We start from the raw sequence: 14,742 nt of genomic DNA on the forward strand, positions 1-14,742 counted from the left end.
CGGTCACGCAGACCGGAGGGAACATGACACGGGGAAGATCCGCACGCCGCCTGCTCGCCACGACGGCGACCGGCGCGCTGCTGGCTATGGGGCTGACCGGCCCCGCACAGGCGGTGCCGGAGCCGGCGCCGCGCGGCGCGCCACCGGCCGCCGCCACGGCCGACGGCCTGCTCAGCTACGTGGGCAAGCCGGTCCAGGACGCCACCGGCCGATTCGTCCTGCCGCAGGGCACACGGTCGTCGACCGCGAGCGCCACCGATGCGCGCCGCACCGCCGAGCGGCTCGACCAGCACTCCTTCAACGATCCGCTGAACTCGCTCGCGGCCACCGACCCGCGCCGGCCGCCCGTCCAGCCGGGTGGTCCCGAGGTGGAGGACTGCCTCAACAGCGACGGCGCGCGCAGCGCGTTCGGTCGGGTCTACAACCGGTTCATGTGGTGCCAGCGGTGGACGCTGTCCGCGGTGCGCGGCAGCGCCCAGGTTCCCGGCGGCATCAAGCTCGCCACGATGGACATGGACTTCTCCGCCGTCGCGTACGGCCGCGACGACGGCAACCGCGGGGTCACCGTCTTCTTCCGGGGCGACAGCCTGGCGCTGTGGCCGGCGAACGGGTACATCCGCGCCGACGCCAAGCTGTACCAGCGCATCGACTGTGAGGGCGAGTCCGGCTGCGGCACGTCCGACGCGTACGTGATGCGCCCGCTGAGCCAGTGGATGAACACCTGGCACTCGTGGACGATCGACTCCGACCGCTCGCGCAGCACCGCCGCGGATCTGGTGCTGCGCCACAAGTGGTCGTTCGAGGGCTACCTGGTCGACAGCTTCAACGTACGGCTGCCGGGCAGCGAGTCGGAGAAGCGCACGATCCGCTGCGACTCGGCGACCATCTTCGGGTCGAAGCGACGCGGCGCCTGCATCTTCGACGACGTGACGCCGCACCTGCAGTACTCGGTGAAGGACCCGAAGGTCGACGAGGTGGCCGAGCACATCCGGTGCGCGCAGGAGGCGCCGTACTGCGCCACCTGGCCGGCGAAGGACACGGCCAAGCTCATCCCGGGCAAGTTCGTGGAGGGCCAACGCAACGACCTCCTCGCGCTGCACCGGGTGCGCTCGGCGAAGACGAACAGCCCGATCGCGGACGCGAACCGCCGGGTCGTGCGCGCGGCCTGCGCCAAGTTGCCGACGCACGTGTACGACACGTCGAAGGGTCAGGAGTGCGACGAGTACCCCTTCGCCTCCACCAAGGAGGGCGCGGCCTGCTGCGACCCGCCGGCGTTCGACTGGGACTACTCCATCCTCGGCGTGAGCGGCGCCGACAACAACTGCGCCGGGCAGGGGTTGAAGGCCTACTACCGCAGCGACCGGATCCTCTACCACCAGGACGGATTCTTCGTACGGATCACCGACACGCCGGTGGCGGGGCCGGCGACCTGCGACGTGACGCCCGGCGACCCGGAGACCGACGACGACGTCGATCCCGACGGCGGCGGCCCGATCCCGGTCGACCACGCGCCGACGGCGAACGCCGGCCCGGACGTCTCCGGCGACGAGGGCCGCCCGGTGGTGTTGCGGGGCAGCGCCTCCGATCCCGAACTCGGCACGCCGAACGTGGCGTGGGGATACCGGCCGGTCAGCGGGGTCGACCCCGGCGCGTCGTGCTCGTTCGGTGACGGCGCCGCTGCCACCACCACCGTCAGCTGCACCGACGACGGGGTCTGGGAGGTCACCATCCACGCCAACGACGGCGTGAACCCCGGCGTCAGCGACTCGGCGCTGGTGACGCTGCACAACGTGGCGCCGGGCTTCGGCCCCGGCGCCGCACCGGCCCGGACCGCCGTCGCGCCGGGGCCGCCACCGGGTCCGGGCCTGTCCAGCCCGCAGCCGTGGCAGGTGTTCCGCGCCGGCACGGCCGTGCCGCTGGTGGCGGCGTTCACCGAGCCCGCCGAGAACGACACCCACACCTGCGTCACGAACTGGGACGACGGCAGCACCACCAGCTACCCGGCCGTCGACCTCGCCTGTCAGGGCAGCCACACGTTCGCCCACCCGGGCATGTACACGATCCGGACCACGGTGACCGACGACGACGGCGGCAGCGCCGGCGCGGAGGTGCTGGTGATCGTCTACGACCCGGATGCCGGCTTCGCCACCGCCGGCGGGCACCTCGCCTCACCGGCCGGCGCGATCACCGGCGCGCCGACCGCCACCGGGCAGGGGCACTTCCAGTTCAACCCGAAGTACCTGCCCCACGACGAGGGCCCGGCGCCGGGCAACGGCAAGGTGCGCTTCGACGTCAAGGGCACGTCCTTCCGGCTGGCGGACGAGTCGCTCGAATGGCTGGTGGTCACGCCCGACGACAGGATCGCGGTGAAGGGCACCGCGACGGTCGACGGCAGGAGCGGGTACGGCTTCGTGGCGTACGGCCACGACGCCGATCCGGACGGCTTCCGCCTGGTGGCCTGGCCGCTGTCGGCGGGGGCGTACCCGCAGGACACGCTGAGCTACGACAACCGGCCGGGCGCCGATTATGATGTCGACGTCGCGGACCCGCAGGCCGTCGACAGCGGCTCCATCCAGGCTCACCACTAGCTCGTCGCTGCGCCGTCCCCGCCCGGGTCGGCGGGGACGGCGCAGCGCACCGCCGGAAGGGACACCCCGTGCCGGAGCTCGTCACCGCCCTCGACACCACGGTCCTGGTCGAGCACGGCACCTTCGACCTGCTCGACGACGGCGGCCCGCAACGCGCCGGGATGGACTTCGCCGACCGTGCCCGGTGGTTGGCGGCCGGCCCGAACGCGGTCACCGTGCGCAGCGCCGCCGCGTGGGACCACGTGGCAGGGCTGCGGCTGGAGGTGTGGGACGGCCCGGCGCCGGAGCAGCCGGGCTGGGCCGACCGCCGTGACGCGCAGGCCCGGTTCGACTCCGGGCTGGTGGAGGTGAACCCGTTGGTCGACGCCGGTGAGGACGAGGAGGCGGTGGAGCTGGCGCCGGGCCGCTACGCGGTGCGCGCGTACGTCGCCGGCCGCGACGAACTGCTCGCCGTGCAGCACCAGCCGGACGCCGACCTGGACGGCATCGAGCGGTACCTGATCCAGTTCTGGCCGGTCCGGCAGTAGCGACGTCGTAGCCCGACGAGGTGGGCCGATCGGCGACGGGCGCACCCGGCGGCGGCCCGGCAGCCCTGCTCAGCCGGCCCGCAGTGACGACGCGACGGTGGTCCCGATCGCGTCGGCCAGCTCGCCCGGGTGGGTGAGCTGCGGGTGGTGACCGGCGCCCGGGATCGTGGTGACCCGGTGTCGGTCGCCCAGCGCCGCCAGCGCCTCCGGTGACAGCGGGTCGTGCTCGCCGACGACGAGATGGACCTCGCCGGTGAAGGCCAGCAGCCGCTGCCGCAGTGCCCTGCGCGTGCGCCGCCGCGCGCCTCGGGCGAGCAGTCGCGCGATCCGGCGTGCGACGCCCGGCCGGCGCAGGTCGACGACGCTGCTCTCCAACGCGTCGGCGAATTCCTCGCTGCCCAGCAGGGTGCGCGACAGCGCCGACGCGGTCACGAACCGGAGGTACGCCGCGGTCAGCGGCACCAGCCTGGTCGGCAGGCTCGGCGCGGGCTGGAGGAAGGCCGGTGCGACCAGGGTCAGCCGGTCCACCCGCTCGGGATGCGCCGAGGCGAACTCGACGGCGGCCGCGGCGCCGACGGAGTGCCCGACGAGGTGCAGGCCGTCCCGCCCCTCGGTCACGGCGGCCAGCCAGGGGGCCCATCGGCGCTCGTCGCCGGCGCTCATGCCCAGGCCCGGCAGATCGAGCACCCGGGCCGGCTCGGGCATGGCGTCCACGGTGTCGGCCCAGGTGTCGGCATTGACCGGGAGCCCCGGCAGGACCAGGGTGCGTCCGGCGGCGTCGCCGAGGCCGAACGTGTGCACGCCGGCGTACGACGCGAACCCCCGGCCCGGCCCGCCGCGTGACCGACCGAACCGGTGCGCGGCGAGGTGGTCGGCCCAGCGCAGGATCGACGGCAGCGTCTCCGGCTGGGTGAGCCCGTGGGCGGCGGCCAGCTCGTGTGCCGGCGCCGTCGGGTAGCGATCGGACGACAGGAAGCTCAGCGTCTCGGGATCGGCCTTCGTCAGCCGGCTCGGCAGCCGCTTCACCAGGCGGACGGGGATCCGCAGGCGTGGCACGGGGACCTGGTAGTGCGCGGCGACCGCCTGGAGCAGGTCCGGCAGCGGGGGCGTGTCGTCGTCCAGCACCCAGTAGGACTGCCCGACGGCCTCGGGCACCGTCGGCACCAGCGCCATGAACCGCGCGAGATGGTCGACGGTGACGACGGGCACGAAGGTGTCGCCGTCGCCCGGGAGCGCGGCGAGCCTGCCGTGCCAGAGCTCCCGCAGGTTCGCCGCCAGGCCGATCAGTTGATCGGACTCGCCCGTCGCGCCGACACCGGACACCGTGGCGGGGTTGATGATCGTGACCGGCACGCCGAGGTTCGTGGCGGTCGTCCGCACGACGCCGTCGGCCTCGATCTTCGAGGCCTCGTAGGCGCCGAGTCGGGCGTACGCCTCGGCCGAGCGCGCTGCCGGCCGGGCGCCGTGGCTGCTGACGCGGTACCCGGAGACGTGGACCAGCCGGGGCGACCCGGGCAGGCGCGCGGCCAGCAGGACGATGCGCCGGGCGCTGGCCACGTTGCCCCGGACCGCCTCGTCCACCGACATCCCGAACCGGAACGCGCCCGCGAGGTTGTAGATCTCCGTGACGCCGCGCAGCGCGGCTGAGTCGGCCGCGAGCCCGAGGTCCTCGGAGGCGAAGTCGACCACGACCGACGCGACGTCGCCGGTGACGCCGTGGCGGCCCAGCCATCCACTCAGCCGGTCGGCCGAGTCGGCGCCGCGCACCGCGGCGGTCACCGGGATGCCCTGGGCGGTCAACTCGACGATCAGCCAGCGGCCGAGGAACCCGGTCGCGCCGAACACCAGAGCGCGCCGATCGGCTCCGGCCCGGATCACTTGCCGGCCTCCGTCGGGACCGGCGGAAGGTCGAGCAGGGTGCGCAGCGTCCGCGCGGCGTCCCGCATCGGCTGGACGTCGCGCCGGGCGCGCGCCACGATCATCGCGCCCTCGACCAGGCTGATGACCGACGACGCGGTCGCCCGCGCCGCGGTCGCGCCGTGTCCGCGGCTGACCAGGAAGTCGGCGACCGGGACGATCCAGCTCTCGTAGGCCCGCTCGCAGGCACTGCGCAGCCGCTCACTCTCGACCCCCATCTCCAGCGCCACCACCGACACCGGGCACCCGACGCTGAAGTCGCTCTCCACCAGCATCCGGCACAACACCTCGAGTACGGACTCCACGACCGACCCGGCGCTCGACCGCGGGTCGGCAGCCGTGAGGGCGTCGGTGATCAACGTCTCGAAGCGCTCAGCCGCGAGCCCGACGGCACGCTCGCCGAGTTGCTCCTTGCCTTCGGGGAAGTGGAAGTAGAGCGAGCCCTTCGGCGCCCCGGAGTGCGCCAGCACCGTGTTGAGGCCGCTGCCGGCGTAGCCGTGCACCTGCACCAGCTCGAGCATGGATTCGACCATCCGCTGCTGGGTCGCGGCGCCCTTGCTCAGGGAGCCCCTGCTGTGGGAGTTCATGGGCGAACAATAGACCGGTCTACCGATTCTGTCACGCGGGTGCCCGGCGAACGGGTGACGCGCCTGGCGACGACCACGCCCCGGCTCCGGAAGGCCCTGCGGCCACGGCGCCGTCCCGACCGGGCGGCCCCGCCGGTCGACGCCACCGGAGGGCCGGGCACGCCGGGGGGTGCCGTCACTGACCGCGCTATCCCGGCCCGCCGACCCGGCGGGCCGAGCGCGCCGACGGACCCACCGGGCAGCCGACCCGGGCCACGTGCAGCAGCCGCTGCGGCGCCACGTCCAGCAACGCGCCGAGCGCGGTACGGGTGGCGGACGCGTCGATGAGCTGGCTGAGCGGATGCGCCGCCAGCCCGGCCGCGTGCAGGGTCAGCCAGATCCGCATCAGCACCCGACCGAACCCGAGCTGCGCCGCGTCGTCCAGGTCCGGCGGCCCGACCAGGACGAGCACCGCGCCGCCGAGCGCGAGCGGGTTGCCGGCCGCCGCGGCGAGCAGCCGGGGCAGCCCCAGCCGGCGCAGCGCCGGGTACGCCGCCAACGCCGCCCGCAGTCCGCTCGCCTCGACCGGGGACAGGCCGAGGCAGCGGCCGGTCAGACCGTCGGCGCGGTAGTCCGGGTGCGCCGGGGTCAGCCGCAGCCACGACCGCAGCTCGCCGACCACCGCCGGGTCGGCGTACAACTGCTGGTCCGCCGTCCTGAGCAGGCGTGCCAGCAGGTCACCGTCCGCGACGACCCGGACCGACCCGCCGGCCTGCCGGGCGACGGCGTCGACGGCGTCCACCACCCGGGCGTCCGGGCCGGTCGAGAACCGGCCCCGGTGGGTACGCCGGGCCTGCACCTGCACCGCGGTGAAGGGACTGTCGTAGCGGCGCCGGGCGGTGCGCAGCCAGCCGACCCGGCGGTCCCGGGCGCAGTGGTCCGCGACGAACTCCAGCGGCACGCCCAGGTCTGCGCCGACGATCAGGCAGGTCTCGACGAACGCGCCGAGGGACAGTCGCAGGTCACGCCCGGTGGGATCGGCGGCCGGCAGGGTGTCCGCCGGGTCCCACCCCACCCGGACCGCCCCGGGGCGGTAGTCGAGCCGCCAGGGCTGGGTGTTGTGCGCGCTCGGCGCCCGCCAGCAGAGCGGTTCCAGGATGCGCAACGCGTCGACGTCCACCTACAGCGCCTTCTCGTAGAAGGTGTACCCGTGCAACGGTCGGCCGCCCAGCGCCCGGTACTGCGCGGCCGAGGCCGGGTTGTCCCGGCCGACGTAGGTGCTGCGCAGCGTGGTGTAGCCGCCGGTGTGCAGGTTGCGACGCAGCTCGGCGGAGAGCAGCCGCTGGTATCCGCGCCCCTGGTACCGGGGCAGCACGCCCTTGACGATCAGCACCGCCTCCCGCCGGTACCGGCGTCGGGTCGCCAGCAGCCGCAGCTGGTGGAGCAGGTGCAGGTCGCCCCGGACCCGGACCACGTACTCGCTGATGTCCGGCACGCACAGCACGAACGCCACCGGCTGTCCCGCCCTGGTCAGGTACAGCAGCAGTGACTCGTCCAGCAGGTACGCCAGGCCGTCGGTCTGCCGGCGCAGCTGCCGGGCGGAGATCTCGGTGTAGTAGCCGAGCTGGGCGAACGACGCGTTCAGCAGCTCCCGCAACAGGTCGAGCTGCTCGTCGAGCCGACGGACGTCGCCCCGGTGCACCCGCAGTTCCGCGCCGTCCGGGTCGGTGCCCCCGACGGCGTCCTCGCCGCCGTCCGGCACCGGGCAGATCCAGGTGTCCGACTCGAACCGCCGGTGGAAGCCGTACGACTCGTAGGCGGTCACGTACCGCGGCGGGTTCCAGGCGCTGTCGATGAAACCCCGGTCGGCGTACCCGGAGGTGATGACGCCGCCGGCCTGGTTGGGCAGCAGCGCCACCGGACCGAACAGCGCCTCCCGGTCGGCGCCGGCCCGCGCGGCGAGCGCCTCGAACAGCGGCCGCGCCGCCGGCGCGGTGAACTCGGTGAGCCCGAACAGTTGGCAGCGGCGGCCCACCTTCGCGTCGAAGGCGGCGTCGGTGTGCAGCGTGCTGCGGCCCACCACCGCCCCGGAGCCGTCGCGCAGCACGTACATCGGCACGCCGTCGCGCCACCACCGCCGGATCTGCTGGCGCGGTGTGGGCACGTGCCGCGGCTCGTCGGCGTACACCCGGTCGGTGAGCGTGACGAAGTCACGCAGGCCGCGCCGGTCGACCACCCGTTCGAAGCGGTGGCCGGTCATCGTCGCACCGCCGGTCCGGTGGTCTCCGAGGCCAGCGGGGTGAACGTCGGGATGAGCGCCATGTCGGGGGACTCGGCCCGCCACACCCCGTTGGAGTAGCCGTCGGGCTCGGCGGTGTAGAGGCGGATGAATCCGCCGGTGGCGTTGCGGTCGCCGTCGGTGACCCAGACCATCAGCCTGCGGTGGTGCCGGGAGCGGGCGAAGCGCAGCATCGCGTCGCGGTCGGCGAAGAAGGCGATCGTGCCGAGGGTGAACGGGAACTGCCAGTAGACCGTGTGCCAGCGGTAGCCGCGCATCCGGCGCAGGTCGCGGACCATCCGCAGCCAGGCCGGGACGAGCCGCAGGATCGCCAGCGGGCCGCGGTAGCGGGTCGCGCCGATGAACATGGCGCCGGCCCGCGCCTGCGCCGGGGCCTGGGAGAAGTCACGGGTACGCATCGGTCAGCCCACCAGGTAGACGTTCTTGATCTTCTGCTGTCCGGCGAACGGGCCGCCGCCGGGCTCGTGCAGCTCGACGCGCAGGTCGCCGGCGGTCGGGTCCTCGGTCAGCGACTGCGCGAAGTCGCGGGAGACCTGCGCGAGGTGCCGTCGCACCCCGTTGCGGCAGGCGGCGGCGAGGGCGGCGCGGTCCGCCTCGGGCAGCGCGCGCCGCAGTTCGAGGTGGATCACCGGCCGGGTCTCCAGGGCGGCGTCCTCGACCAGGCTCAGGCAGAACCGGCTGATCTCGGCGGCGTACGGGTTGCTGGTGTACAGGCCGTACTCGACGTCCTGCGGGTAGAGGTTGGCCCCGAGGTACGACACGGTCGAGTCGCGGCGGCCGAACAGCAGCAGCACCGGCATGGTCATCCGCTCGCTGGCCAGCGCCGCCCGGCACTCCGCCCAGCGTCCGGCGTCGGCACGGGCCAGTTCGAGGATCCGCGCATGGCCGACCAGCAGCGCCTCGTCGCCGACGTTGTAGCGCAGCCGCGGTTGCAGCACGTCGGGGCTGGTGATCGTGCAGAGCAGTTCCCGCCGCTGGTTGGTCTCCAGGTACGTGGTCAACGGGTTGTACTGGAACACCATCGGCAGCCGCTGCTCGTCCGGGCCGAGCAGCGCCGTGCGCAGGTCGGCGTCGGTGCGCAGGCGTCGTCGCAGCCACACGGTGAACCGGGTCTCCGCGCCGATGCCGATGGTCAGGTCCGAGGCGCCGTAGGCCGACCGGACCCGCTGGAAGCGCTCCTCCAGGTAGTCGCGCAGCGCCTCGGTCATCCCCTCTCCCCCACAGCTGGCGGAGATGCGGTAGCGCGCCCAGGCGAAGCCCTCGGCGTCGAGCCGGTCGCGCAGGTGCTTGAGGAACGGCGGGTACGCGGTGATCAGGTAGTCGAAGTCCGGGCCGAACTCGCGCAGCGTGTCGACGATCTTGCCGAGGTCCGGCCCGGTGTTCTTCACCACCGCGATCCGCGCCATCGCGGTGCCCGTCGTCGTGCCGGTCGCCCACGCGCCCATCGAGTAGGCGTTGATGACGAACGGCCGGCGCATCGGGAAGACCAGGCTGGTGTAGCCGGCGATGTCCTGGTGCACCGCGCGCAGTTCCCGCTCGCCGCGCGGCCAGTTGAACGGCCGGCCCGACGAGCCCGCCGACTCGTCGACCACCACGCCCCGCGCCGGCAGGCGGCCGCCCCGGCAGCGCCGTGCGGCGCTGTAGGCGACGACGTAGCTGTCCTTGTCCGTCTCCGGGAAGTCGTCGAGCCGCCGGCGGGCCGCGCCGGGCCGGGCGCGCAGGAAGTCGCGGTACGCCGGCACGTCCCGCGCGGCGAGCGCGCAGACCGCGCGTGCCTGGGCCGCCGCGAGCCGGTCCACCAGCGGGTGGTGGAGCCGGGCCGCCCATCGCCACAGGACGGGACGGCGTCCGGCGAGGCGGATCGTGGCGCCGCACACCCGGGTGACGACCGACAGGTGCGCCCCGCGCCAGCGGTCGCCGGCCGTCGGGCCGGGTACGGCGACCGTGCGGGGATCGGAGGCTCGGTGCAACGTCTGGGCCATGCCCACGATCCTCGGCGGCCCGGGCCGGGCGCACCTGAGCCGTCACACCGATACCGTGCTGAGTATCCGCACCTAGGTGCGGGGCGGAAGGCGCGCCGGACGGCAGCCGCGGCTCCTCCAAAGTGGAGCCGCTACCGTAATATCGGGCTGTTTCAATCCTGCGCGGTACGGAGGTGACCGCATGGATGAGGTGACCCTCCGGGCCCTGTCCCTCCTGGAGGAGGCGCAGGCCGGCGGCGCGGCCCAGGCGCTGGCGGTCGCCGACTCGGCGCTTCGGGAGCGCACCGGCGAGATCGGCGACGGTCCGGCGGCGATGCACTTCGCGCGCGTCGTAGCGTTGACCCGGCTGGGTGACCTGCACGCCGCCATCGCCGCCGCCGACCTGATGCTGGCCGCCGCCGATCGTGAACGCAGCGTCGGGTGGCGCTCCTGCGCGCTGTCGCTGCGCGCCACCCGGCGACTGCGCCTCGGCGACCAGGACATCGCCGAGCACGACATCGAGTCGATCCTGCGCGATCTGGTCAGCGCGGAGACCGCCCTGCTCACCGAGGAACCCGATCCGGTGATCGCGGGCAACGCCCACACCGGCATCGCGATCGGGTACGCCCAGCTGCGCCTCTACGAACTGGCCGCGCCCCAGTTCCAGGCGGCGTACGAGGCGGCCTGCCGGGCGGCGTACCCGGACAACGGCAACCGGGCGATGTGGCTGTGCAACCTGGCCGAGCTGCACCTGATGTGGGCGCTGGAGCTGTACCAGGTCGGTCAGGTCGCCGAGGCGGAGAAGCACACCACCGCCGCCGAGGAGTACGCGCTGCGGGCGTCGGCGGAGGCCTCCGGACCGAAGGCGGACGTGTGGCGGCTCTCGGCGTCGCTGTTCGCGGCGTGCTCCCGCGCCGACCGACAGGACCCGGTCGGCGCGGCGGCCGACATCCCCCGCTACATCACCCTGCTGCGCGGCTGCGGCCTGGAAGAGCACCAGCCCGAGCTGCTGCTGTGCCGGCCCTTCCACGCCGTCGCGCTCAGCCGCTCGGGGCGGCCGGACGAGGCGCTGCGGGTCATCGAGGACGCCGTCGCCTCGCTGTCCCCCGACACCGACTGGCTGATCTCGGCGGCGCTGCACCGCACCCACGCGGTGCTGCTCGCGGCGAACGGCTCACGCGACGCCGCGCCGGGGCTCACCTACGGCGACGCGCTCGCCGAACTCCTGTGGCGGCAGCGGCACCGCTGGCTGCACGCGGCGGTGACGATGCAGTCGTACGACGTCCTGCGGTGGCAGCACGAGCGGGCCGAGCGGGCGGCGCAGACGGACCCGCTCACCGGGGTGGCCAACCGCCGCGGCCTCGACAACTTCCTGCACAGCCTGGCCGGCTCCGGCGTCGCCGCCGATCCGGTCGCGGTGCTGATCGTGGACATCGACCGTTTCAAGCACATCAACGACTCGCTGGGGCACGCCACCGGCGACGACGTGCTACGGGCCGTGGCGCTGGTACTCACGACCAGCGTCCGGAAGGGCGACTTCGTGGCCAGGCTGGGCGGGGACGAGTTCGTCGCCATCCTCCCGGGAGCCGATGCGACGGCCGCGCGGCAGGTCGCCCAGCGGGCGGTGGACGCCGTGGCCGACATGACGCCCTGGCGGGCCCGACTCAGCGTCGGGGTCGCCAGCGGCCTGGCGTACTCCCTCGGCGAGACCCTGGCCCACGCCGACCGCGCGATGTACGCCGCGAAACGCGCGGGCGGGAACCGGACGAGCTGCTCGCAGAGCGCGGCGTAGGACTCCGGCCCGCCGGGACGACCCGGCCCGTGGGCTCAGGCGTCCATCACCAGGCCCTCGATGGTGCGTTCTGCCGGATCGGCGTCAGCGTCCGCACCACCGGACAGGACGTCGGCGTACGGGACGCTCGGGCGCCGGCGACCCCGCGTGCCCGCCGACCCGACGGCTCGGCCTCCGTGCCGCTCGCCCCACTGCCGGACGACGGCAACGAGATCGAGTCGAACAGGCATTCACGGACCACTCCGGGATCCCGGGGCAAACGAGCGTTCAGCCCTTTCGGAGGACATTTCCCGACGAGCGGGAACCCGAAATCCGGCAAACGGCCAGGGTGGATCGACGGCCGGTTTCCGGCATTGTCGCCAAGGCGATCGAATGGTTGCGGCGGGGCAAGGGTGTGAGAGATGTTTTCGGCACACCACGACGCCTTGGAGACAACCTTCAGGACGTCGTGCGGTCGACGCGAGAAACAGAGCGGAGGTGTACAGAAATGAAGATCAAGGTGATCAAGGTCGAGCGTATCGAGGCGACCCGTCCGCACCCGGACCCGGAGCTGGAGGGCGGCGCCTGACGAACGCCACGTGGCCCGGTCCGCCCTGGCGGACCGGGCCGCTGCCCGCCCACCACACCGTCGAGGAAGGATCACGACCGCCGTGCGTCCCAGGCTGAAGTCTCTGAACACACTCACCACCGACGGCACGGTCGTCATCTACCGGCGGCCGACCGAGCGGATCCACCTCGACGACCCCGGCGGCGGCGTGCGGGCGCTGGTCGAGCTGCTGGCGCAGGGCGCCCACGAGGAGGCCGACCTGCCGGCCGAACTCACCCGCCTCGGCCACCCGACCACCGCCGAGGACGTCCGCGACGCCATCGCCGCGCTGGACGACCTGCGGCTGCTGGAGAACGCCGACGCCGACCCGGACGCGGAGACGCTGCGCCGGCACGAGAGCAACCTGCGCTTCTACGACCTCTACGCCGACCTCGGCAGGTCCAGCGGCGACCTGCACCACCGGCTCGCCCACTCCACCGTGCTGGTGATCGGGGCGGGTGGCCTCGGCGGCGGAGTCCTCCAGTCGTTGCTCGGGCTGGGCGTGGCACGGGTGCGGATCGTGGACTTCGACACGGTCGAGCCCAAGAACCTGGCCCGCCAGTTCGTCTACGGCGCGGGCGAGATCGGTCGGTCCAAGGTGGCCGCGGCCGCGGCCTGGGCCCGGCGGTACGCACCGCAGACGGTGGTCGAAGCCGTCGAGCAGGAGGTCACCGACGCCGCGACGATCCGCGCGCTCGGCGCCGACGTGGACCTCGTCGTGCTCGCCGCCGACCAGCCCGTCGGGATCCAGCTCATGACCAACGAGGCGTGCTTCGACCTCGGCGTGCCGTTCATCGCCGGTGGCTTCAAGCTCTCCACCCTGTTCTACTGGTCCGTCGAGCCCGGGCACACGCCCTGCCGACTCTGCCTGGAGCTGCACCGCGACGACGACCTGCGCGGACGCGACGAGTGGGTCCGCAGCGGGCTACGGCTGGAGGCCGACCCGGTGAACCGCACCACCGGGCCGGTGGCGCAACTGCTGTCCGGGCTCATCGCGCTGGAGGCGCAGCGCTACCTCGCCCGGACGGAGGAGCCGGTCGCCGGTGGCACGTACCAGACGATCGAGATCGGCGACCGCATGCGCGTCGACGCGACCGGCTGGGAGCGGCACCCCGACTGCGCGTTGTGCCACCGGAGCGCGGACGGTGGCCGGTGACCGCGCCCACCGCCGAGCGGTTCGCCACGCTGACCGTGGTGCCCGACGGCGACGTCTACATCGTCGGCAGCCTGCACTCGGCGGAGTACCTCGCCGTGCCGGAGATCGGCGCGACGGTCATCGGCTGGTTGCAGGCGGGCGAGAGCATCGAGCGGTGCGCCGCCCGCGCCGAGGAACTCGCCGGCGAGCCGGTGGACGTCGCCGACTTCGTCGACACGCTGGTCGAGCACGGCCTGCTCACGGAGGCGGGCGACGACGCCACCGACGGCGCGGGCGACACCGGGTCGGCCGCCGCCGGCTGGCGGGTCGTCGGTCGGGTCCTCTTCCATCCCGTCGGCTGGGCCGTCCACGCGACGCTGGCCGTCGCCGCCGTCCTGCTGCTGGTCGCCCGCCCGCAGCTGCGCCCCCACTACACCGACCTGGTGCCCACCCGGTCGGCGCTGTCCAGCCTGCTGCTCGTCTCGCTCGTCACCGTCGCCTGCATCCTCGTGCACGAGGCGGGACATGTCGCCGCCGCGGCCCGCCTCGGCCTGCGCAGCTCGCTATCGGTCAGCCGGCGGCTCTACTTCGTGGTGTTCCAGGCCGACCTGACCCGGCTGTGGAGCGTGCCGCGCCGCCAGCGTTTCGGGCCGCTCCTGGCCGGGATGGCGCTGGACGCCGGGACCCTGGGGGCGTTCCTGATCGCGCAGGAACTCCTCGCCCCGAGGCTCGACCCGACCGTCGTGCAACTACTCCGCACGCTCGTGCTCGTGCAGATCAGCGGAATCCTCATCCAGACGTGGATATTCATGCGGACGGACCTGTACGCGCTGTTCGCCGCCGCCACGAGCAGTCGGAATCTGTGGGTGCTGAAAGGGGCGGTGCTGCGCCGCTGGCTACGCCGGGACACCGCGGCCGACCGCGCCACGCTGAGCGACGCCACCGCGCGGGAATTGCGCTGGGCGAAGCTGTTCGTCTGTCTCTACGTGCCCGGTCTGGTCTACGCACTCGGATATCTCGCGTATTTCGGGATACCCGGATCGTTGCGCATTCTCGGAATGGCGATCGGCGCGATCCGCGACCCTGGCCTGACCACCCTGGCGGGCTGGTCCGGCGTGGCGGCGCTGGTCTTCGTCTTCCTGCCCGCCTCGCTCGCCCTCGGTGGCGCGGCCCGCAGCGGCCTGCGGCTGTTGCGCACGGCGGCGCGACGGCGCGCGCCCGTCGCCTCCGACGCCTAGCAGCCGGGCTCACCCACCAGGAGTACGCCGCCCGTGCCGCCCGCGCCGGGTCGGGCAACGGCTCACGGGTGTGCGCCGGGATCCTCGCCTGACCGCAGGCCGTCGAGGATCCCGGCGTCACCGCCGTCCGCGA

12 protein-coding genes are annotated in these 14,742 nt (G+C 73.6%); 6 read left to right on the forward strand and 6 right to left on the reverse strand.

Annotated features, from left to right (window positions below; all coding sequences use genetic code 11):
• The first annotated feature begins 23 nt into the window (after positions 1 to 23).
• Together GA0070614_RS03460 and GA0070614_RS03465 are read left to right on the forward strand one after the other, a co-directional pair.
• Positions 24 to 2,588 (forward strand): PKD domain-containing protein, encoded by a 2,565-nt coding sequence (locus tag GA0070614_RS03460; RefSeq protein ID WP_088974609.1) that lies wholly within the window; start codon positions 24 to 26, stop codon positions 2,586 to 2,588.
• A 68-nt stretch (positions 2,589 to 2,656) separates the two neighbouring features.
• Positions 2,657 to 3,115, forward strand: coding sequence for a hypothetical protein (locus GA0070614_RS03465; protein WP_088974610.1), 459 nt, complete (start codon positions 2,657 to 2,659; stop codon positions 3,113 to 3,115).
• A gap of 69 nt (positions 3,116 to 3,184) precedes the next feature.
• On the opposite strand, the gene GA0070614_RS03470 is transcribed toward GA0070614_RS03465, so the two are convergent.
• The 6 genes from GA0070614_RS03470 to GA0070614_RS03495 all read right to left on the reverse strand — a co-directional run bounded on the left by GA0070614_RS03470 (position 3,185) and on the right by GA0070614_RS03495 (position 9,879).
• Complete coding sequence (locus GA0070614_RS03470) at positions 3,185 to 4,993, reverse strand: alpha/beta fold hydrolase (protein ID WP_197701417.1); 1,809 nt, start codon at positions 4,991 to 4,993, stop codon at positions 3,185 to 3,187.
• Entirely contained in the window at positions 4,990 to 5,619 is a 630-nt protein-coding gene (locus GA0070614_RS03475; RefSeq protein ID WP_197701418.1) for a TetR/AcrR family transcriptional regulator, read from the reverse strand. The genes GA0070614_RS03470 and GA0070614_RS03475 overlap by 4 nt, the downstream gene beginning before the upstream one ends.
• Before the next feature lie 187 nt (positions 5,620 to 5,806).
• A complete protein-coding gene (locus GA0070614_RS03480; RefSeq protein WP_088974611.1) occupies positions 5,807 to 6,778 on the reverse strand; it encodes a nitroreductase family protein in 972 nt (323 codons plus the stop codon).
• Complete coding sequence (locus GA0070614_RS03485) at positions 6,779 to 7,858, reverse strand: GNAT family N-acetyltransferase (RefSeq protein ID WP_088974612.1); 1,080 nt, start codon at positions 7,856 to 7,858, stop codon at positions 6,779 to 6,781.
• Positions 7,855 to 8,295, reverse strand: coding sequence for a DUF4188 domain-containing protein (locus GA0070614_RS03490; RefSeq protein ID WP_088974613.1), 441 nt, complete (start codon positions 8,293 to 8,295; stop codon positions 7,855 to 7,857). Before GA0070614_RS03490 ends, GA0070614_RS03485 begins: the two co-directional genes overlap by 4 nt.
• A 3-nt stretch (positions 8,296 to 8,298) precedes the next feature.
• Positions 8,299 to 9,879, reverse strand: coding sequence for a phenylacetate--CoA ligase family protein (locus GA0070614_RS03495; RefSeq protein WP_088974614.1), 1,581 nt, complete (start codon positions 9,877 to 9,879; stop codon positions 8,299 to 8,301).
• A gap of 181 nt (positions 9,880 to 10,060) precedes the next feature.
• On the opposite strand from GA0070614_RS03495, the gene GA0070614_RS03500 reads away from it, so the two are divergent.
• The 4 genes from GA0070614_RS03500 (at position 10,061) to GA0070614_RS03510 (ending at position 14,609) form a co-directional block, all read left to right on the forward strand.
• Entirely contained in the window at positions 10,061 to 11,650 is a 1,590-nt protein-coding gene (locus tag GA0070614_RS03500; RefSeq protein WP_088974615.1) for a GGDEF domain-containing protein, read from the forward strand.
• Between the two features lie 328 nt (positions 11,651 to 11,978).
• Positions 11,979 to 12,218 carry a hypothetical protein gene (locus tag GA0070614_RS30115; protein WP_157744922.1) on the forward strand — a complete coding sequence of 80 codons (240 nt, stop codon included), beginning with the start codon at positions 11,979 to 11,981 and terminating at the stop codon, positions 12,216 to 12,218.
• Positions 12,219 to 12,300: 82 nt separating this feature from the next.
• Positions 12,301 to 13,392: a ThiF family adenylyltransferase gene (locus GA0070614_RS03505; RefSeq protein ID WP_088974616.1), complete on the forward strand. Its 1,092-nt coding sequence runs from the start codon at positions 12,301 to 12,303 to the stop codon at positions 13,390 to 13,392.
• On the forward strand, positions 13,389 to 14,609 hold the full coding sequence (locus GA0070614_RS03510; RefSeq protein WP_157744923.1) for a hypothetical protein: 1,221 nt from the start codon (positions 13,389 to 13,391) through the stop codon (positions 14,607 to 14,609). The genes GA0070614_RS03505 and GA0070614_RS03510 overlap by 4 nt, the downstream gene beginning before the upstream one ends.
• Positions 14,610 to 14,742: the final 133 nt, after the last annotated feature.

The sequence above is a fragment of the Micromonospora coxensis genome, assembly GCF_900090295.1.
GTDB classification, from domain to species: Bacteria; Actinomycetota; Actinomycetes; order Mycobacteriales; family Micromonosporaceae; genus Micromonospora; species Micromonospora coxensis.

What these genes read in the sequence shown, in the direction of transcription:
- GA0070614_RS03460 (WP_088974609.1), top strand. Translation starts at nt 24, where the DNA reads ATGACACGGGGAAGATCCGCACGCCGCCTGCTCGCCACGACGGCGACC.
- GA0070614_RS03490 (WP_088974613.1), bottom strand. Translation starts at nt 8,295, where the DNA reads ATGCGTACCCGTGACTTCTCCCAGGCCCCGGCGCAGGCGCGGGCCGGC.
- GA0070614_RS03500 (WP_088974615.1), top strand. Translation starts at nt 10,061, where the DNA reads ATGGATGAGGTGACCCTCCGGGCCCTGTCCCTCCTGGAGGAGGCGCAG.
- GA0070614_RS03495 (WP_088974614.1), bottom strand. Translation starts at nt 9,879, where the DNA reads ATGGCCCAGACGTTGCACCGAGCCTCCGATCCCCGCACGGTCGCCGTA.
- GA0070614_RS03475 (WP_197701418.1), bottom strand. Translation starts at nt 5,619, where the DNA reads ATGAACTCCCACAGCAGGGGCTCCCTGAGCAAGGGCGCCGCGACCCAG.
- GA0070614_RS03485 (WP_088974612.1), bottom strand. Translation starts at nt 7,858, where the DNA reads ATGACCGGCCACCGCTTCGAACGGGTGGTCGACCGGCGCGGCCTGCGT.